We start from the raw sequence: 18,858 nt of genomic DNA, 5'->3' as shown, positions 1-18,858 counted from the left end.
ACTAATAAATTATTGCTCAAATCATGCCACCCTGTTACTTTTCCATCTTCAAAATTTACCATTGATGAGTCATAGAACCAGGTCTCATAACCTCCGAATCCAGAGATTCCTGTTGGAGTCCCCATGACTTCTTTGACACGAGTTGTAGTATCACCTTGTGTAAAATACTCTTTACCTTGACTTTTTGTGTTTTCTTCATCTGAGACTTCATTCCGGTTCCTAACATTTTCAAACACAGACGTTTCGCTGGTTGTTTGATTCGATATGTCTTGTTTTATGATTTCTAGCTGGCTTTTGACTTCGGCCAAAACACTACTTGTAATGCGATCATTTTGATCCGAAATCATCTGTTCAATTTCCCGCTTATAATGCTCCATTGCTTGAACGGCACCATCGTATCCGTCCATTTTTCTCCATCCATCATTAAATAATACCTGCGTCTCGCCAGTAATCCTGTTTATTTTCACAGGGTACTTCTGCTGTAATTTATCATATTTATAAAGCCCCGGATAAATAAACAACCCAAATGCTGCTATGCAGAATACAATAAATAAATAACTTGAAATTTTATTGATAAATTTCATATAAAAATGACCGCCTTCATTCCCCATCGGTTGGGGTACTTACTTATATATTTTCAGTAATTAAAGCCAAAATTTAATTACATACTAATATTACCATAAGAGCATGAGATTTTTTTATTTTTCGTTCATGTGTAATTTCATATGCTACCGGCCCTCATGTCAAATTTGGGGTATCGCCTACTGTCCTTCCGGCCCAATTTGATACTCCAATCATACAAATAGTACAAATTAGCAACCAAATCAGCCAAATTACCATTATATACTAGGAAATCTGACCACTAACTACATTAGACTGTGTTCTATGTACCACACAACAAACCTTATATAGTAGATAGCACAAAGCAACAGAAAAATAAGCTGGAATACCATAAAATTACAAATAATATATAAAATTTGAACGTTTTTTAGGCTTTACGCCTGTTTTTTATCATTAGTACCAGGTACTAAATCTTTATAGTAACAGGCGCGCAAAATTTAGCTATATACCTTTATTGGTTAAATTATATAAATAAATGCAAATATTATAATTGTTCCTCTACATGATTACCGTTTCCCGTTATCTTATCTAGTTCCCCTTGTACATCCGTTACATATGGATTATACTCTAGCAGTGTTTCTAGGCTAATGCCGGCCATCTCGTATAGTGTTTTCAGGTTTTCGACAATCTCCTTGTCGTTCGACGGTCTAGCAAACTGGAATACAATACCCAATGTATCATATTGCTCGTCAGTAAACTTTGTCCCCATACTAGCAAGTAATGCTCTAAACTTATCAAATCTCTGTTCAATGCCTTCACATAAAAACTTACTATTTAAAGCACCTTTCATATCTGCCAATGAGAATAATAGTCGTATTGAAACCTCACTTAGGTTACTTACATCTGTTTTACTCATACTGATTGCTGGTACATGCGCAATATCTAACAGCGCACTGGTTAGCGTCTTATACAACGTCTCAAAGGCTTGATGATCAAATTTGTTTTGCGCAAAAAAGAAGTCTGCATTATCATCTAGGACTATTCCACCGCCTACAATATCCTTAGGTATCCCATCACCTTTAAGCTGTTGACCACGCAATACCGGAATCCCTGTTATATAATGATAATAGCTATCCATTGCCTTACTTAGTAAGTCCTCCATATTGTCAAGGATCGGCAAAATATCTAGTAGATCAGATCGTCCCAGATATCCTATCTCGCTTTGGTTACAGTAGATAATAGGCAAGCCAGCAAGATTATCAAAATTTCCGATCTGTCTTATGTCGCCGCCTTCATCGCTATACCTTTCTAGTTTGTCGGGATAGTACAGATTATAATAGCTCACATAATCTACACAATAATGCTCGATTAGCGTTGTATACTCCCCACGATGATTATACACTGGATAGCAACAAGCAGGATCAAGTAGCTTTGATTTGATTTGCCCGTTATCTATATAGACATATTCGGCTACAAATCCGTATTTTGTCATCTTATCTAAAATATCGTAGTCAATCTGATTATACTTACCACGCTTGTATATTCGTTTGATTGCATCAGTTACAACTTTATCACCTGTTAGAGTAATAGGATTAGCTATCACATAGCCAACACTGAAATTAAGGATGGTCTTGGCATACTGCAAAACAATTTTACGAGGCTCGTACACCTTACCATTGTAATTGTAGTTAGGTTTATTTAAGATTTTGTGATGGTATCCGTTAGATACTCTTTTATGTCTAATATCTCATTTACCCTCTGCTGATTGTCAACTCTATTGACTTCCTCCAAAAACCAATAATCTTTACTCATCAAACCACCTCGACATAGTATTTATTCGCTTTTATCCCTTGGATCGCTAACATGAGCGAAATGACTAAATCGTCATGTTGGGTACGGGATTTATTTTCTGCTTTCCCGTCTTTATCTACAAAAGTCTGCATCTGTTTTAGTGTCTCTCTACAATTAACTTGTACTAATTGACACTCAAACATCTCTTTGGCATCTGTTACCGCTTTATTTTTTGTCACCGCGTTACTACTCCATCCAAGTTGCAGCCTTGTCTTACCTTTATCAAAATGACGGTGTTTGAATAGGTTAAGGTATGGAATTTCTCCTTCTCTCAAACGCTCCAACACACTTGTCCCAAATCCATTACGCTCAATGACCAAAAAGGCATAATTAAAAAACAGCCCAATTGCTCGGACTATCTCAGCAAACTTATATACAGGGATATCATTCCGGCAAAATGATGCATATTGCTGACCATCCGCACCAAAAACGCTAACCGTCGAATAGTCATTACCGCTACCTGATGCAACGTCAACCCCTGCAAACATACGTTGTTTCGGTTTAGGTAAATGATATATTTCCAGTCCTTTTCCTATGTATTGTTTCAAAATGTCAGGGAAACTCTCATGTTTTAGGATTTCTTCTTTGGTGATCGGGGGAAGTACATAATGTATAGCATCTGTTATTCTGGTTTGATCAAATATTGATCTACCGGTATTGACAAATGCCTGAATATCTGTAGCGGGATACTCCTGATAAAACTGATTTTTGTCCTTATCTTGCAATATGTATTCGCGCCACATGAGCATATTGAGGGAACATCCAGCATCATGTAGTTGCTTCTGTTCAGGGCTTAGATCTTTTGCACTTAGCCGTTGTCCTTTGTTTGTGGATCTATACCAGTTTACCGCTTCCTTTATATCAAAAGCGAATTGCTTTTCGTACGCGGTGGAGTAAAAGGGGAAGAAGAACGCTTTGTACTTACTCAATCCTTTTGTTGCCCGATCATATAGCTGTTGAAAGTGATTAAACCCATTTGCCGTGGATTCCAATACAATTTTGCTTTTTTCCGTCTTCTGTAGTGCTGGCTCCAATGCAAGTAAAACCTCGTTTAAATCGCTATAGAAAGCCGCCTCAGACAGGAGCACATACATTAGACTCATTCCTCGACCTAAGTCTTTATTACCCGTTGTTGTGCTGCGGATTGTACTACCATTGCTCAACACCAACTCATCCCGATTATCTTTGCCTGTTCTGGGAAATACATGATATTTGTCTCTCGGCAGATACTGATTCATTCGCTTGAGTTTCGCGAACAAGTCTTTTGCGCTATCACCTTTATAGGATACGATAAGATAATTTGTGTTTGGATTTGTGATAGCCATCCACAGACAATAGGCCAGCGAAACCGTTGTAAATCCCAACTGTCTTGGCTTTAGTATCAAATTATATTTGCCTGCATTGTCAATAAAATATTGTTGCTGGTCATTTAATACAAATGGTACAAGCTCGCCATCATTATTTACTATTTTTATAAAATTTTTACAAAATAGAGGAAACGAACTCATGATCTTATCAATTTTTTGCCTTTTGGTTAACGCCATTTACATTATCCTTTCGTAAAGATAAAACACAAAAAAAGAGTGACGGGAAGCGCCACTCATCTATAATATATGGTATAATTGTACAAGCAATAGATTGGCTACAAGGGCGGTCGGCTAATCTCCCGGAAGGGAGGTGATGCCTGTGGAAGTTAAAGACGCTTTAACAATTATGATCGGTTTCAGTTCGCTAATTATCGCGTTACTGACGCTGATAGTTACAATTGTTTTAGCGATCCTTAACCAAAAGAAATAGACCGCCCCTCCTGAGAAAAGGTTTCGGTCTTATTTCTTAATAAGCATTATCTTTTCTTAATGCCGTCCGCCCTTAAAAGCGGCTATTGCTGCTGGAGTCGTGTTCGTTGCACGGCTCCTTTTGCTTATAGTATACCGTAATTTGGTTGACTAAGTAAACCCATTTGTCTTACATTTTGTCTTACAACATTAAATCATCCTCGTCATCGTCTTCTGGATTTAATTGTCTTACTGCTTCCTTGGCATATCCTTTAATTTCCTTGCCGATCTGCAGAAGCAACTTAATACTTTTTTCGTCGCCCTCTTTCGCCTTATGGGAAAGTGAATCGTAGATTTCTTCCAGATCGCTGTCGAAGCGTGTATTAAGCAAAATAGCTACCAGATTCCTGTATTCTTCCGTTTTTTCCCATGATAGAAACCCATTTAACGTCTTGTTTCCGACCATCTTTAGGAATTCAGGCTCGCTTTTGGGTCGCTTAGTTTGATCCCAATTTAGATTAAATTTCCACAAAAAATAGAGGCGTTTCTTGTTTGGAACGCCTTTTAGTGCTTCATAAATGTTCATTTTATTACTCCTTAACATAATTAGAGTGACTATATTAGCCGCTCACGCAAAATCATACTTTAGGCCCTCAAATTTGACATCACCAGTAGCCCGCACATTAATATTTTTTCCCTCAATGACAATATCCCCATTACTCTCGGCTTTGATGGTGATCCCCATGTCTCCAAGTACTACCTCACGTACAGCACCGTCATTACTCTTATAATATGTAATATTTAGGTTATCCGGTTCCTTTTTGATAATAGCCTTTGCACTATTCGGGGTGACGCCATCCCCCCTACCCAGTTCCATCACAGGATAGGAATCTACACCTTGACCGTACAGATATAATTTAAATTTATCTACCGGATCATATGTCAAATTATAGAATGGATATGCTGTTGGTTCTGTCGTCAGCATGGTTTTGCTTTGATCTGTCCAGTACAGCAGATTACCGTTATTATCTTTAGCTTGGTCTCTACCTGTAATTGTACCTGTGGTTAGCTTAAGATAGTTATCCTTAACATGTACATAGTCTACACTCTCTCCGATACTGTCAGATTTATCTAGGGTTTTAAGGGCATTCACTGTCAGATTATTGATAAAACCATCATCAGCAGTTAATGTTCCCGCTTGGATAAATCGCGCGTCCAAAGAACCTACACCCTCTATATCCCAATTATTAAGGTAAAATTTACGGGTATCAGAATCTAATAAAGCAGTATTTGATCCGTCTGTAATTTGCACCTTTTTTAATTTGGCTTTACCGTCCATAGTTGCGCGAAGGTTATACTGCCGTAATGGAGACTTATCATAGATTGTATATTTATATCGATTGATTCGGTATGTAAAGCTATCAACAGATTCAAGTTGATTCAAATGACATGTACCGCCTACTTTTTCGTCGGCGACATGCTGATATGCTGCTAATATTGCATCGTGAGGGCGGACTCTTTTGCTTAATTGCATGTAGATATATTGTAAGGCCTCATCACTATTTGCACCGGCGACTCCTAAATCATTATTTCTAATTTTTTCTTTCGTGTTTTAAATCCCAGTAAGTTACTAATGGTATAGACCCAAAACACTCCATTTGTATCGCAATTAAATATGTACATACCAATCTCATTTCCATATATATCGTAGGCATCTTTTGTTATTTGTTCCAGATCACCAATTTGCTTATCACTACGCTCAAATTGCTCGAAAACATATTTTACGGCTGGTAGATGCCCCATCCCAACTACAATCATATTATTAATAATTTTAGCCTTCTCATAATTGTCGTGAATGTAATAATCTAGTCCATCTTTCCCCTTTGCAGATACCCTAGTATCACTGTATACCCACAATTTTCCTTCGTATCCCATATAGACAATCATGCTCATAGATACACCTTGATATGATCAATTTCGTCAGCCTGATAATTTGCTGGCTCCCGATCATCATACGTAAAGTTTAATTCGTATCCCTTAGATAAAGCATCTATTAATTGTTGTACCTGCTCAGATGTATAGTTAGCCCATCCATTAGCTTCTGTCCCGTTAATAAATTTAAATGATAGTTTCATTGTTCTAATTCCTTCCTGTTATCATGTGTCAAAATATAATTAACGTAGCTTGCATAGTGCTGATTGGTTAATGTATTTCTTCCGTTTTCGTGCGCGCATACGTAACTTATTGATTTACCAATATACTTTGCAATTTCGGTCAATGTGATTTTTCGCGAAATGCGCTCCAAGCGCCATTTAGTTCTGTCGTCCATGTAAAAACGCTCCTTTAGTTCAAAATTGAAAATAAAAAAAAGAGAGTGGAATTGCTCCACTCTATGTATTAACTAATGTCTAATTGAGCCAGCTTTTTGGGAGATGCTACATACAGTGTAGCTTCTGTAACAACAAAACCTTCTGTAGCATCTCCCTGCTTACCTAAGGCCTGAAATTGAGGTTGACGTAGATATTCAATTTTAAGGTCATTCGGATCAAAAATTGTCATCTTATTGACATCTGCATACGGTGTGAGGATCAAATCAACATTACCGTAACTAGTTTGGATGCGATTAACCGTGATCCCGAACGTGTTTGTTTGCGCTACATAATGATAAGCATCCTTATATAGCTTATCCAATTGGTTTTTGATTGGTGCATTTACAAGCGCATAATACGAACCAGATCCGTTATTGTTCCACAACTTTTGCACCGTGGAAATAATATCATCTTCGGTTACGACACCAGAAGTAGCTGCTGTAACAATATTAGCTGCATCAACCCAATTCTCCACGCCCTGTAAACGTCTGATGTAAGGTGCAGTTGACCCATCATCCTTAACGCCTGATACGAGTTTACGTTCAAGGGAAATTTTAAGCTCTAACAAACGGTCATTTGTTTCTTGCGCAAATTGATTCCCGATGTTATTCCCAGACATCGCCTCTACAGTCCCTGATACGCTCACGCCTTTTTGGAAGATTTCTGCCACGTTGTTGAGTTGAGCGCGTTTAGACTGATAAAATTGGATATCTTTATTACCTTCTACCGCTCCAATATCATCCGTGTTATCCAATGTAACCTCTCTCCATGTATGGGTTGGTGCATTGATCTTTCCTGTTTTCCCCAACGCCATCAAGAGGGAAGATAGTGGAGTTTGTTTAACTCCCAATTTTGCGATCTCTTTGTCCAAAGATACAACTTCACTTTGTACAAAATTTGAAGATTTAAACATAATTTATTCATCCTTTTTTGTATTTTTATTATCCAAACAATTTGGACAGTTTAGCTCCAATCATGCCTACAGTGTCGTTTTGGCTTGCAGCTTGCTCATACTTGCTTGTTTGATGATGTTGATCGGGGATATAACTATTATTGAGTTGCCTAGCTTGTAATAGCTCTGATAGCTTTGCGATTTGATCATCCACATCATCATCAAAATTAATAAGCTCAATAAAATCGTCCAACTTAGCATCCTTTAGCTTTGCTACTACCTTAGCATGTCTCAACTCTGCCTTTAGACGAGCAATTTCCTTCTCTTGCTCGCTTTCCTCCTTGGGTTTAAATTGGAGCAAGCTGTCACGCTCAGCAATGACAGGATATAAATACTCTTCTTCCCATTTAGCCTTTTCGGCGTTAAGTAATTGTTGGATCTCTTCTGTAATTTCCATTTTTTTGCACCTTCCTTTAGTTAATAAATTTGAACTACAAAATTGAAATAAAAGAAAAAGACACCTTTGGGCGAAGGTGTCAAAGAATAAAGGGAGTTGTTTAATTAATATTATTTGGAGGTATTTAAAATATGCTCTCCCTTAAAGACCATTATGTGTTTTAGTGCTATAATCAAAAAACATCATATAAATCAAGGTTTTTTTGGGAATGGCAAGTGAAGTAACAGAAACGGTGAGTTAGGAAAGTTAAACTATCTCAATTTTCCATCGATAAAAAAATCAATAAATATAAGGAAATTTAGGGACGCTTAGCTTCGAACAGATTACTCCATTTTCGCTACCATTTTTCTTTGTTTGCTCTCCCTTAAAGACTCTTTAATTTTTTGCATATATTTATTTATCCTGTTTAAAAATACCTTATTTTATAAGGATTTTTTGAGAATGGTCTAAATTTATTGATAATAATGTTTCATTGATAATGTTTAAAAAAGCCAATAAAATCAACGAAAATAGAAAACTAAAAGTGTCCACATGAAATTACTCTCCTGTAAGATTTCCAACAGTTCCTCAAACCACCCACACAAACACAAAGGAAAAATACCTATTTCAATTTTAAGCTCAAAATCATAATTAAATTATAATACAAAATACACCAATCATATATCACCCTACCAAATACCCTATTTCACCCCCATATGTCAAAAATCTATATTAATTTAATTATAAATTTGACTTTAAAATTCAAATCGTAATCTCTGTTACAGGGAGATATTACAAAAGCATAAGATTTAATATCATCTTCCCTTGCACACCAGATTTAACAAGCCAGGATAAACACTAACAAGTAAACATCAATTTTAAGCTCAAAATCATAATTAATTTATAATATATTTTCAACATAACTACCCAAACAGGTATAAATACATACCATCATACACATACATTCAAAATTTATAATTATTTTATTATAAATAAACACATTAACAATCAAAACTTATATTAATTTAAAAATACAATTTATATTTTAATTCTTATTTCAATCATTTTAATTTAAAAATCTCAATTTAAAAATCCAAGCGATTCCAAAAGTAAGCAAGCAAAGCGCGCGCACTTTTAAATACTGGTTTTACTTGTCTACTTGTCTATTTATCTATAACTATTAACTACGCCTCAATTTGTACTGGAGAAATTGAGGTAGGATGTTGGAGAAATTGAGGTTATATGTTGGATAATTTGAGGATCGTTCTTGGATAAATTGCAACTGGCTAAAAACCCTTATAAATCCGCGATTTTTTCGTACCTTAAAAAGTAATGATTATTATACTTTGACCAAATCAATGTTCCATCTTCTTCGTAACCGTAATCCAATTTATGTTTATCAATCTCAATAAGTTTTTTCTTCTTGAGCAGTTTGTAGTGTTTAATGATTGTGTTCTCACTCATGTTGAGTTCTCTTGTCATGCGTTCTATTGAGACGAAACAAAACTGTCTTAATGGATTTTGGAAATTAATATAGCTGCCTAAATAGTAAAGCAACCTGACTTCCTTTCTGTTTAGTTTACCATCCTTCAAAGCATACAATATCTTTGCCGGAAGCTGAGTAAATTTCTGATCTTCTTTTCTGTTTTTAGTGTCGAACTTTTCAGGGTTCAAAACAAATCGAATAGGTTTGTTTTGCTTTAATTCTTCGATTTGCTCCAGCAAGTAGTTATGTACGTATAGATTTTTTAATGATTTTTTTATTGTCTTATTATCAGCAATGCGAGTGTATTGTTTTATGTCTTGATTAGCTGCCTCAAAGGTGTAACGTTCACCACATTTCCATGTTACTAGTTTCAAGTAAAGTATAAATGCAAAATCATTTTCTGTTAAGTTCGGATCACGAACTGTATCCGTGGGAATTTGAATCTGTTGTTTTAGGCTTTTGTACAATATATCTATTCCTTTCTATAATCTGAACTTTGCTACCTTCCAACCCTCTCTAAATACCACACAAGTAAAATTGTATAGTATCTACGCTTGCACATTTCACCAATGTATGTTATAGTATAATTATAAATTAAAGTACATAATATCATCTCCTTTTTATTATAATATTTTATAATTATCACTCTCTACATAAAATGTAAAGGGTTATTTGTGTTTGTGCGATAATAAACATGAACAACTTGTAAATAGTTTTTCTATGGTTTATAATGTAAGGGAAAGCGGGACGGATTAACCGCCCCATTCCTTGGATTGAAGGCTTTTACTTGTGGCGCTTAGTCTTAGCGGAGACTTTGCGCTTTTTCTTTGGTCAAATTATCTCTGTGTATTGCTGTCTAATCTTCTGAGGTGGATCAAGCCTGAAACAAGCGCATATAAACCAACAAAATCAATAAAAATAACACTCCACAAATTAGGCATAAATGATGATAATACAAACAAAATTACAGCAATAGAAAGACGTCCATAAGCTTCTTTTTTAGATTTCATACTTCCCCCTCCTATACTTCCTCTACTTTGCAAAGCGTCCAAACTGAGTAATTGGCTTTGCCCTCATCATCAATGATGTATTTCTCTCCGCCGCCCTGGAATAAATCATTGTTGTCCGCGTATACATCATAAATTTTGCCAATAGTTACAGGAATCGGATGATTGCATTCGATGATTCGAATCAATTGTCCAGTTTTAGTTGTCATTAATTAATCTCTCCTTATTTTATTGGATGATAGAACTTACAATTCAACATCACACATACAATAAAGCAGTCATTAAACTAGTTTCAGGTCGGCGTTGTTTGATCAACAACAAGTCGGCAATGTTAGCTTTATGCTCCCACAATCTGTAAAGTTTACCCGGATTGACTGGCTCAACAAAAATATGCTCCAATGCTTCCTTTTCGTCCATGCTCTCAAGTTGATCGGCATTGTACGTATAATGATATTCCCCAATCTCTTTAGCCAATTGGATTAATTTGAGTGATTGTTTTTTATCCTTCCACAGCTCACGTCTCTCGTATTGATCGATAAAGGTCAAGCGATCCTTGTCATTTTTCAGGAAGAACTCCAGCTGCTCGATGATTACAGTTGCTTTTGGGCTGATTTCGCATTGCTCCAAAATTTGGTTTAGTGTGATTTGATTTTTCATGGTCAATCAATCTCCTTTTTATTAGATTTATTTATAATGATGTTGGTAATGATAGAATCACGTTGTGTCCTGATAAACTCAATCTCTTGTTGTATGGCTGATTTACGCTCTGGGGATGTACAAGGCTCAATTCCTTCTCGCGCCAATTTTAGATGTTGTTTGGTGAGGTCAAGCAACAGACTATATGTCTCGTCGTCCATTATCCAGATTAAGCGGCGTGTGTCCATTAGATCGATTATTGGGGATGACATGCTATCCCCCCCTTAAATGTCCATGTTGTTTATAGGATTATGACGCTCATTAATCTCCGGGAGAACGTGACCAAACGCCGACAAATACCGCTTTGTCATATCTAGCGTACTGTGGCGCAATAAGCGCTGGAGACTTATAATATCTCCCCCATCGCGCAAGAAGCGAAAGGCAAATGTATGACGCCACGTATGAGCCGATAATCGCACATCACGAAAATTCATTTTCTCTTTGAGCCTTTTAAAGATCAGCTTAATACCATTATCAGATAACTTCTTGTTATCCTTTGTCGAGAATACATAAATAGGAGTTTGTCCAATTGTGCGTTCCTGCAATAGTCTCCATTCCGCAAGCTCTTTCAACAGTTTATCAACCAAGGGAACAGATTGTTGCCTACGTCCTTTCCCAAAAAATATCGCTGCTTTGCTGTCGAAATCAATTTGATCCCATCTAAGATTGCTTACCTCACCAACTCTAGCGCCGGTTGATAAAAAAAACAGAATTAACGCATAATCACGCGCAGCAAAAAATGACTTATCTTTTTGCTTAAGATTACGATAGTAAGTAAGCATTTGATTGATGTGGTAATCTCTAAAAACCGGAATAATGATGTCTTCTTTCCCATAGTTAACTTTTTTTGATGGATTTAGTTTTTCGGTTATAAACTCACTTTCAACCAAATAGTTACAAAAGGTCTTTAAGACTCTCAGTTTACTATTTTTGGTAGTAACATTGTTACCCTTCTCATTCTGACAGTAAAGAAGGTATTTTTTAATCGTTGGAGTTGTCACCTCCTCCACATTTATGATCTCCTCGTTGGTGCAGAATTGATGGAACTCTTTTAGGGTTCTGGTATACCTGTCCAACGTATACTTAGATATGTTGTTAAGTTGCCGATCCTCAATAAACGATTTAATACCAAATTTAAGCAACAAAAAAGACCACTCCCTTATTTAGATGTTAATCTGTAAGGTGTAGTCTATATTTGTAAAACCGTTTCCAGCTCTGACTACATTCTTTTATAGCCTTTAAAATGCAGTCAAAACCCTTGATATGTAAGGAAAGATCGGAGTAGCGGGATTCGAACCCACGGCCTCACCCACCCCAAGGGTGCGCGCTACCTGACTGCGCCATACCCCGATAATCACTCATGGTGGTTAACGATTTGCCGTTCAACGTTAACCTTATGTCAATCGCGTAGTTCCATTATAAGCCATAAGCGCGCACCCTCGCAAGAGCTTAGGCACAAGCCTAAGACCCAATCTCTCTGGATTAGGGCTAGTCCCTTCGTCTGATCTGCTCCCAGCAAAATAACCCACAAATCCTATATCATTAGATAAGCTTCTATGTAATATTTTTAAAGGACGATAATCGATTGGAGGGAATCGAATGAAAAAGTTCGTACTCGCGGTTACGGCGTGTGCCTTAATTGGCTCGGCATCCGTGGCGGGGGCTGCTCCTGCGGTAAAAACGGTCAAAGCGACCATCAAATACTTCAATTACGTGGTGAATGGGCAAACCAAGCTGACCGCGGATGCGCTGGTCTTTAATGGAACGACTTATGTCCCGATTCGTGAAGCCGCAAGCTTGTTTAATTACAGCACAACCTACGATGGTGCTGAAGATACCGCCAATGTATACGTTGTTCGCGCGGGAGGCGAAACCGCATTTAGCCTTAATGCCGCAAACCTTAAGGATGGAGAAACGACTTCTGTCGTTACGAACAAGTCTCATTTGATCACTGTTAAGAAAGAGCTGGGGTCGATTGTGTTAAGCAAAAAAGACGTCATCGCCGCCGGATATATCGTCGAATCATTCGAATAAGCAAAACCCTCGGTAAATCTACCGGGGGTTTTTGGTTTTGATGTAGGCTAACAAATCGTAACCACTTTTTTGGAGAGAGCGAATAAAATAGATTTAATAGAGTAAAATAGGAGTTTGTGGAGAAATGAGAAGAAGATTAGCAAAGTATGTACTATTTTTCGCAGCAATTTCGATTTTTGTGTATTCGGCCGCAGTGACCCATCCGAATACGGTAATGGCCCGTAAGGCTTGTACCTCATGGGATATGGTAAAAACGAAGGTGTTTACTTCAAGCCATGCGAAGCATGAGGAATACCCCACCCTGCCGAAGGACTTTGCGGTTGCCCCAGGCACCGCCGCACAAGTGCCCGTACTGATGTATCATTACATAACCCCGAAGCAATACAATCAAGAGCCTGGCAACAAATCCATCATCAATCTTGAGGCTTTTGAAGCAGAGATGGCCTATCTGCATGAGCAGGGGTATTATACCGCCTCTTTAAGCGAACTTGAACAATACGTCAGAGGACAAATCTCCCTGCCGGCCAAGAGCGTGGTGATTACCTTTGATGACGGCTATCAAAATAACTATATTTACGCTTATCCGATTCTCAAAACCTATGGATTTAAAGCAGCCATCTTTGTCATCGGCAGTAAAATCGAAGAAGAAACCCAAAACTTTGATCCCACGAAGAAAACGTATCTTTCAAAGGAAGAAATCCATGCTGCGCGCGATGTATTCGAGTTTCACAGCCACACGTACAATCTGCATTACAAAGGCTTTCAAAAATGCGGGGTTGCTGCATCCGCAGGGCTAGACTCCACGTTGATCCAAGCCGATATCGACAAGATGAAGGAAAATGGGGTCGACTCTCCTTACTTTGCTTACCCGTATGGCGAGAAATCCCAACAGATGATTTATGAGCTGCAGGAGAACGGCTACCGCATGGCTTTCACCGTTCGCCAGGGCTTTGTTCAACCCGGTGACCGGTTAATGGCTTTAAACCGCTTAACGGTCACATCGGACACAGACATGGAGAAGTTACTTAATCCTTCCCTTTCGGAGCATTAGCTTTGATTTCTTCCAGCCAGCGCAAGTCCTTAGGGGATAACTCCACCTTCTCAAGCAGATCGGGGCGTCGCTCCCACGTCCGCCGTAACGCTTCCTTGCGCCGCCATTCATCGACATTGGCATGATGTCCACTGAGCAGAATATCCGGCACTCTCCAGCCGCGAAACTCAACGGGACGTGTGTAATGCGGGTATTCCAGCAGTCCGGTGCTAAACGAATCGGTGACCGCGCTTGTTTCATTGCCTAACACCCCGGGCAGCAGGCGCGTCACACTGTCGATGACAACCATCGCCGGCAGCTCGCCGCCGGTCAGCACATAATCGCCGATCGATAACTCGTCGGTGACCAAATGCTGGCGAATCCGTTCGTCGTATCCTTCATAATGGCCGCAAATAAAGATCAGGTGATCTTCCTGGGCCAATTCTTCCGCCTTCTTTTGCGTAAACGTCTCGCCTTGCGGACACATCAGGATAATGCGCGGTGGACGAACGGAAGGGTTTGGCGTCAGGTCAGGTTCTGCAGCAGCTGCCGGATCTTTCGCTGTATCTCCGTTTTCCCCATCAACCTCCCGTCCAAGCAAATCTTCAACCGCACGAAAAATCGGTTCCGGCTTCAGCACCATCCCTCCGCCGCCGCCATAAGGCGTGTCATCGACAGTCCCGTGTTTATTACCCGCGTAGTCCCGGAAGTTAATGGCGTTGAATGACACAATGCCCTTGTCCTGAGCTTTGCCGAGGATGCTGCTGCCAAATACGCCGGCGAACATTTCAGGAAACAAGGTCAACACATCCACGCGCATCCTACAACAGTCCTTCCATCATATGCACTGTAATGATTTTCTCCTTCACGTTGACGTCCAATACAACGTCATCGATCACCGGAAGCAGCAGCTGTTTACCGTTTGGCAGCTTGGCCACCCAAACGTCATTGGCGCCGGGCCGCAAAATCTCCACGATTTCACCTAACTCTTCCCCCTCATCGGAAACAACTCTGCAGCCGATGATTTCATGGAAATAATATTCGTTTTCCGGAAGCTCCACCGATTCCGCCTTGCTCACCTTCAAGTCACGGCCTTTGAACCTTTCCACATCGTTGATGTTGGAGAATTCGACGAATTTGACAATATACATCTGTTTGTAAGGCCGCGCCGATTGTACGGTGACCTCCAGCCGTTCCCCGGTTTCGGGATGAACGATCAGAAGCCGGCTTTTCGGAGCAAAGCGCACCTCCGGAAAGTCCGTCTGCAACAGCACGCGAAGCTCCCCGCGTATCCCGTGTGTATTTACGATTTTGCCTACCGTTAACAATGAATCCGACATATTAACCTCCCAAGTGCTATCTCCTCGTCATACTCGCAGCTTGTCCTAACTGCCAGGATCCTTCTGCTTCAGCATGTACGAAAAAGGGCTAGGACAAACATCCTAACCCGCTTTCGTCTACCATTATGAAGTTACCGTTCAAGACATGATATCCACGGTGACCCGCTTATCCATCTTGACCGCTGCCGATGCTACGACGGTGCGAAGCGCCTTGGCGATTCTCCCCTGCTTGCCAATAACCTTCCCTACATCGTCGGGATGTACGGAAAGCTCATACACAATCAGGTGGTCCTTCTCCACGACATCTACGCGCACGTCGTCCGGATGATCAACAAGAGCCTTCGCAATAACGCCGACTAATTGTTCCATTTACGACCCTCCGAATCAGCAATTATTTCTGCTGTCTAAGCTCATGGAATTTCTTCATAACGCCTGCTTTGCTCAGCAGATTGCGAACGGTATCGGATGCTTGTGCACCGTCTTGGAGCCATTTCAATGCTTTCTCTTCATCGATGTTGACTACGGCCGGCTCAGCAACCGGGTTGTAGTAACCAATCTCCTCGATAAAACGACCGTCACGCGGGGAACGGGAATTCGAAACCACGATACGGTAGAAAGGAGCTTTATGAGCACCAATACGTTTCAAACGAATACGAACTGCCACGAAATTCACCTCCTTCTAAGAATGAACCTTGCTATCGATTAACGGAAAGGGAATCTCATCCCTTTGCCAGCCTTGCTTAATTGCTTTAACATTTTGTTGCCTTTGCCTTTCGGCCCCATCATGTCGGAGAACTGCTTCATCACGCGGCGCATCTCGTCAAATTGCTTGATCAAGCGGTTGACATCGGCGAGCGTGGTTCCGCTGCCTGCAGCGATCCGTTTGCGCCGGCTGTGATTGATCATATCGGGATTCTGCTTCTCCTCTTTGGTCATCGAATGCACGATGGCCTCTACCCGGCTCATTTGCTTCTCGTCCACCTTGACGTTCTGCATCTGCTTCATCTTGCCCATGCCGGGGATCATGTCCATGAGCTGATCCAGCGGGCCCAGCTTCTTCACCTGCTCCATTTGCTCCAGGAAATCCTCGAACGTAAACTCCGCATTGCGCATTTTCCGTTCCATTTCCTTCGCTTTTTCCGCGTCGATGTTGGCTTGGGCTTTCTCAATCAGCGACAGCATGTCGCCCATGCCAAGAATCCGCGATGCCATCCGTTCCGGATGGAACGGTTCCAGCGCATCGATCTTCTCGCCAAGCGCGGCAAACTTGATCGGACAGCCGGTTACGGCCTTAACCGACAACGCCGCACCGCCGCGGGTATCGCCGTCGAGCTTGGTCAACACGACGCCAGTGAGCGTCAGCTGTTGATTGAAGCTCTCCGCAACGTTAACCGCGTCCTGACCGGTCATGGCGTCCACCACGAGCAAGACCTCGTCCGGGTTCGTCACTTCATGGATTTGCCGCAGCTCCTCCATCAGCTCTTCGTCCACATGCAGCCGGCCTGCGGTATCGATCAACACATAGTCGTTGCCGTTATCCTTCGCATGCTGCAGCGCCTGACGGGCAATTTCAACCGGGCTGTTGCCCTCCGGCAACGTAAACACCGGCACTTTGATCTGCTCGCCGAGCACCTGCAGCTGCTTGATTGCCGCCGGACGGTAAATGTCCCCTGCGACCAGCAGCGGCCGGTGATTCTCCTTCAGCAGCAGCTTGGCCAGCTTCGCCGAGGTTGTCGTCTTCCCAGCCCCTTGCAGACCCGCCATCATCACGACAGTTGGCGGCCGATTGCTGCGAGCCAGCTTGGCTTGGCTTCCGCCCATCAGCTCGGTCAGCTCTTTGTTGACGATATCGATGATGACCATGCCCGGCGTAAAGCTGTCCATCACCTCTTTGCCGACCGCCTTCTCCTTCACCTTGGCGATGAATTCCTTGACGACTTTAAAGTTGACGTCCGCTTCCAGCAACGCGAGGCGAACCTCACGCATCGCTTCGTTCACATCGTCCTCGGAAACTTTGCCCTTGCCGCGAAGCTTGCTGAACACGCTCTGTAAACGGCTTGTCAAACCTTCAAATGCCATACCTCGTCACCTCCATCTCTATAAGAATCGTTCCGTATTCCTATTGTCATCTTACAATTGCTCCGCCTCGCGAAGCAAATTTCTTGCGGTTTCTTTATGTAACGGGGACATGTCGCTGTCTTCGACCAGCTGCCCTAACCGGGACAACACGAGGCTCCGCGCTTCGTGCTTCTTCAGCAGACCCAGCTTCTCCTCGTACGTTTCCAGCATGCCTTCAGCCCGTTTGATATGCTCATATACCGCCTGACGGCTGATCTCGAACTCAGCGGCAATTTCGCCCAGCGAGAAATCATCGAGAAAATAATATTTCAAGAACGTCTGCTGCTTCTCCGTCAGCAGCGCTTCATAGAAGTCAAACAAAAGGTTGATCCGGTTTGTCTTCTCAAGCCTATTCTCCTGACTCATCTGGGCACCCCCTCCGTCAAGGAAAAACACTTTACAGGCATCAACTTTTCCTATGATACCGAATGCCGAGATGGATGTCAAGCACTTTTCCTTAACATCAGTTCAGGACATAGCCAAAGCCGCTGTTCTATGCAAAAAAGCCGCTCCCAGTGCTTCGGAAAGCGGCTTGACGCCTAGTTCTCTTAATGATTCGGCAAGAGATACAGCAATATCGCAAAGAAATGCGTTACGCTGCCGCCGAGGACGAACAGATGCCAGATCGCATGGTGATAAGGAAATCCGCGCCAGACATAAAATATCGTTCCCAGCGTATACGCCAGCCCGCCTGCAACCAGCAGGACGATCCCTTGATGCGGCATCGCCGCGGTCAGCGGTCCCCAGGCAATCACGATTAACCAGCCCATAATCAAGTAGAAAAACGTCGATAGGAACAGGAATCTTTTGACGAAAAAGGCTTTAAACACAACGCCAAGCAGCGCGATCCCCCAGACGGTGCCAAACAGGCTCCAGCCGAGCGGTCCCCTAACGGCTACCAGCAGAAACGGGGTATACGTCCCCGCGATGTAAATGTAAATCGAGGAATGGTCGAAAAATTCGAACAAATCCTTCAGTTTCCCTTCCTTGAAGCTGTGCACGAGGGTCGAGCACAGGTATAACAGCAGCATGCTTGCACCATATATTGTAAAGCTGACAACGTGCCAAGCTGTGCCCTTCATGCTGGAAAAAACGATCAACAGCACTAATCCTGCCACACTGAGCAAGGCGCCGATGCCGTGAGTGATCGCGTTGGCAATTTCCTCACGGCGGTCATACGTATGTGTATTGGCCATCCTGTCACCTCCAAAAATTCTCTTGATTAGTTTGTCTTGCCGGGCGTTTGCCTATGAGCATCATACG

At 41.4% G+C, this 18,858-nt stretch carries 24 protein-coding genes and 1 tRNA gene; 3 read left to right on the top strand and 22 right to left on the bottom strand.

Features of this window, described 5'->3' with window-relative positions; translation table 11 throughout:
* The 3 genes from M3G15_RS13730 to M3G15_RS13720 form a co-directional block, all read right to left on the bottom strand.
* Nucleotides 1-584 (bottom strand): hypothetical protein (locus M3G15_RS13730; protein WP_260071245.1); only part of this gene is annotated, 584 nt, incomplete at its 3' end.
* Nucleotides 585-1,105: 521 nt separating this feature from the next.
* Complete coding sequence (locus tag M3G15_RS13725) at nt 1,106-2,230, bottom strand: phage portal protein (protein ID WP_260071244.1); 1,125 nt, start codon at nt 2,228-2,230, stop codon at nt 1,106-1,108.
* A 142-nt stretch (nt 2,231-2,372) separates the two neighbouring features.
* Entirely contained in the window at nt 2,373-3,956 is a 1,584-nt protein-coding gene (locus M3G15_RS13720; protein ID WP_260071243.1) for a terminase large subunit domain-containing protein, read from the bottom strand.
* 136 nt (nt 3,957-4,092) lie between these two features.
* On the opposite strand from M3G15_RS13720, the gene M3G15_RS13715 reads away from it, so the two are divergent.
* Entirely contained in the window at nt 4,093-4,209 is a 117-nt protein-coding gene (locus M3G15_RS13715; protein WP_397376624.1) for a putative holin-like toxin, read from the top strand.
* A 180-nt stretch (nt 4,210-4,389) separates the two neighbouring features.
* Here the strand turns inward: M3G15_RS13715 and M3G15_RS13710 are convergent, their stop codons facing one another.
* The 12 genes from M3G15_RS13710 to M3G15_RS13655 form a co-directional block, all read right to left on the bottom strand.
* Nucleotides 4,390-4,773, bottom strand: a complete 384-nt coding sequence (locus tag M3G15_RS13710; RefSeq protein ID WP_260071241.1) for a hypothetical protein — start codon at nt 4,771-4,773, stop codon at nt 4,390-4,392.
* Between the two features lie 42 nt (nt 4,774-4,815).
* Nucleotides 4,816-5,631 (bottom strand): hypothetical protein, encoded by an 816-nt coding sequence (locus M3G15_RS13705; RefSeq protein WP_260071240.1) that lies wholly within the window; start codon nt 5,629-5,631, stop codon nt 4,816-4,818.
* 134 nt (nt 5,632-5,765) lie between these two features.
* A complete protein-coding gene (locus tag M3G15_RS13700) occupies nt 5,766-6,134 on the bottom strand; it encodes a hypothetical protein (protein WP_260071239.1) in 369 nt (122 codons plus the stop codon).
* A gap of 2 nt (nt 6,135-6,136) precedes the next feature.
* Complete coding sequence (locus M3G15_RS13695) at nt 6,137-6,322, bottom strand: hypothetical protein (RefSeq protein WP_260071238.1); 186 nt, start codon at nt 6,320-6,322, stop codon at nt 6,137-6,139.
* A gap of 262 nt (nt 6,323-6,584) precedes the next feature.
* Nucleotides 6,585-7,469, bottom strand: coding sequence for a DUF5309 domain-containing protein (locus M3G15_RS13690; RefSeq protein ID WP_260071237.1), 885 nt, complete (start codon nt 7,467-7,469; stop codon nt 6,585-6,587).
* Nucleotides 7,470-7,497: 28 nt separating this feature from the next.
* Nucleotides 7,498-7,905 (bottom strand): hypothetical protein, encoded by a 408-nt coding sequence (locus M3G15_RS13685; protein ID WP_260071236.1) that lies wholly within the window; start codon nt 7,903-7,905, stop codon nt 7,498-7,500.
* A gap of 1,275 nt (nt 7,906-9,180) precedes the next feature.
* Nucleotides 9,181-9,837 (bottom strand): helix-turn-helix domain-containing protein, encoded by a 657-nt coding sequence (locus tag M3G15_RS13680; RefSeq protein ID WP_260071235.1) that lies wholly within the window; start codon nt 9,835-9,837, stop codon nt 9,181-9,183.
* A 369-nt stretch (nt 9,838-10,206) separates the two neighbouring features.
* Nucleotides 10,207-10,380 carry a hypothetical protein gene (locus tag M3G15_RS13675; RefSeq protein ID WP_260071234.1) on the bottom strand — a complete coding sequence of 58 codons (174 nt, stop codon included), beginning with the start codon at nt 10,378-10,380 and terminating at the stop codon, nt 10,207-10,209.
* An 11-nt stretch (nt 10,381-10,391) separates the two neighbouring features.
* Complete coding sequence (locus tag M3G15_RS13670) at nt 10,392-10,586, bottom strand: hypothetical protein (RefSeq protein WP_260071233.1); 195 nt, start codon at nt 10,584-10,586, stop codon at nt 10,392-10,394.
* Nucleotides 10,587-10,635: 49 nt separating this feature from the next.
* The gene (locus M3G15_RS13665) at nt 10,636-11,034 is read right to left on the bottom strand and encodes a hypothetical protein (RefSeq protein WP_260071232.1); all 399 of its coding nucleotides are present in this window, start codon (nt 11,032-11,034) and stop codon (nt 10,636-10,638) included.
* A gap of 263 nt (nt 11,035-11,297) precedes the next feature.
* Nucleotides 11,298-12,215: a tyrosine-type recombinase/integrase gene (locus M3G15_RS13660; protein WP_260071246.1), complete on the bottom strand. Its 918-nt coding sequence runs from the start codon at nt 12,213-12,215 to the stop codon at nt 11,298-11,300.
* 134 nt (nt 12,216-12,349) lie between these two features.
* Nucleotides 12,350-12,423, bottom strand: a tRNA-Pro gene (locus M3G15_RS13655).
* A gap of 249 nt (nt 12,424-12,672) precedes the next feature.
* On the opposite strand from M3G15_RS13655, the gene M3G15_RS13650 reads away from it, so the two are divergent.
* Nucleotides 12,673-13,107 carry a copper amine oxidase N-terminal domain-containing protein gene (locus M3G15_RS13650; RefSeq protein WP_260071231.1) on the top strand — a complete coding sequence of 145 codons (435 nt, stop codon included), beginning with the start codon at nt 12,673-12,675 and terminating at the stop codon, nt 13,105-13,107.
* Between the two features lie 124 nt (nt 13,108-13,231).
* Nucleotides 13,232-14,158, top strand: coding sequence for a polysaccharide deacetylase family protein (locus M3G15_RS13645; protein ID WP_260071230.1), 927 nt, complete (start codon nt 13,232-13,234; stop codon nt 14,156-14,158).
* Here M3G15_RS13645 and trmD read toward each other — a convergent pair.
* The 7 genes from trmD to trhA all read right to left on the bottom strand — a co-directional run bounded on the left by trmD (nt 14,133) and on the right by trhA (nt 18,791).
* Nucleotides 14,133-14,957, bottom strand: coding sequence for a tRNA (guanosine(37)-N1)-methyltransferase TrmD (gene trmD / locus M3G15_RS13640; RefSeq protein ID WP_260071229.1), 825 nt, complete (start codon nt 14,955-14,957; stop codon nt 14,133-14,135). The two genes, M3G15_RS13645 and trmD, sit on opposite strands and share 26 nt — an antisense overlap.
* A 1-nt stretch (nt 14,958) precedes the next feature.
* The gene (gene rimM / locus M3G15_RS13635) at nt 14,959-15,477 is read right to left on the bottom strand and encodes a ribosome maturation factor RimM (protein WP_009222979.1); all 519 of its coding nucleotides are present in this window, start codon (nt 15,475-15,477) and stop codon (nt 14,959-14,961) included.
* Nucleotides 15,478-15,615: 138 nt separating this feature from the next.
* The gene (locus M3G15_RS13630) at nt 15,616-15,846 is read right to left on the bottom strand and encodes a KH domain-containing protein (RefSeq protein ID WP_009222978.1); all 231 of its coding nucleotides are present in this window, start codon (nt 15,844-15,846) and stop codon (nt 15,616-15,618) included.
* A gap of 22 nt (nt 15,847-15,868) precedes the next feature.
* The gene (rpsP, locus tag M3G15_RS13625; protein ID WP_009222977.1) at nt 15,869-16,141 is read right to left on the bottom strand and encodes a 30S ribosomal protein S16; all 273 of its coding nucleotides are present in this window, start codon (nt 16,139-16,141) and stop codon (nt 15,869-15,871) included.
* Between the two features lie 38 nt (nt 16,142-16,179).
* Complete coding sequence (ffh, locus tag M3G15_RS13620) at nt 16,180-17,556, bottom strand: signal recognition particle protein (RefSeq protein WP_009222976.1); 1,377 nt, start codon at nt 17,554-17,556, stop codon at nt 16,180-16,182.
* Nucleotides 17,557-17,607: 51 nt separating this feature from the next.
* A complete protein-coding gene (locus M3G15_RS13615; protein WP_009222975.1) occupies nt 17,608-17,961 on the bottom strand; it encodes a putative DNA-binding protein in 354 nt (117 codons plus the stop codon).
* 182 nt (nt 17,962-18,143) lie between these two features.
* Entirely contained in the window at nt 18,144-18,791 is a 648-nt protein-coding gene (trhA, locus tag M3G15_RS13610; protein ID WP_009222974.1) for a PAQR family membrane homeostasis protein TrhA, read from the bottom strand.
* Nucleotides 18,792-18,858 lie beyond the last annotated feature (67 nt).

Source organism: Paenibacillus sp. p3-SID1389 (assembly GCF_025151705.1).
Classification (GTDB): Bacteria; Bacillota; Bacilli; order Paenibacillales; family Paenibacillaceae; genus Fontibacillus; species Fontibacillus phoenicis.
This window is presented reverse-complemented; position numbering and strand designations above follow the sequence as displayed.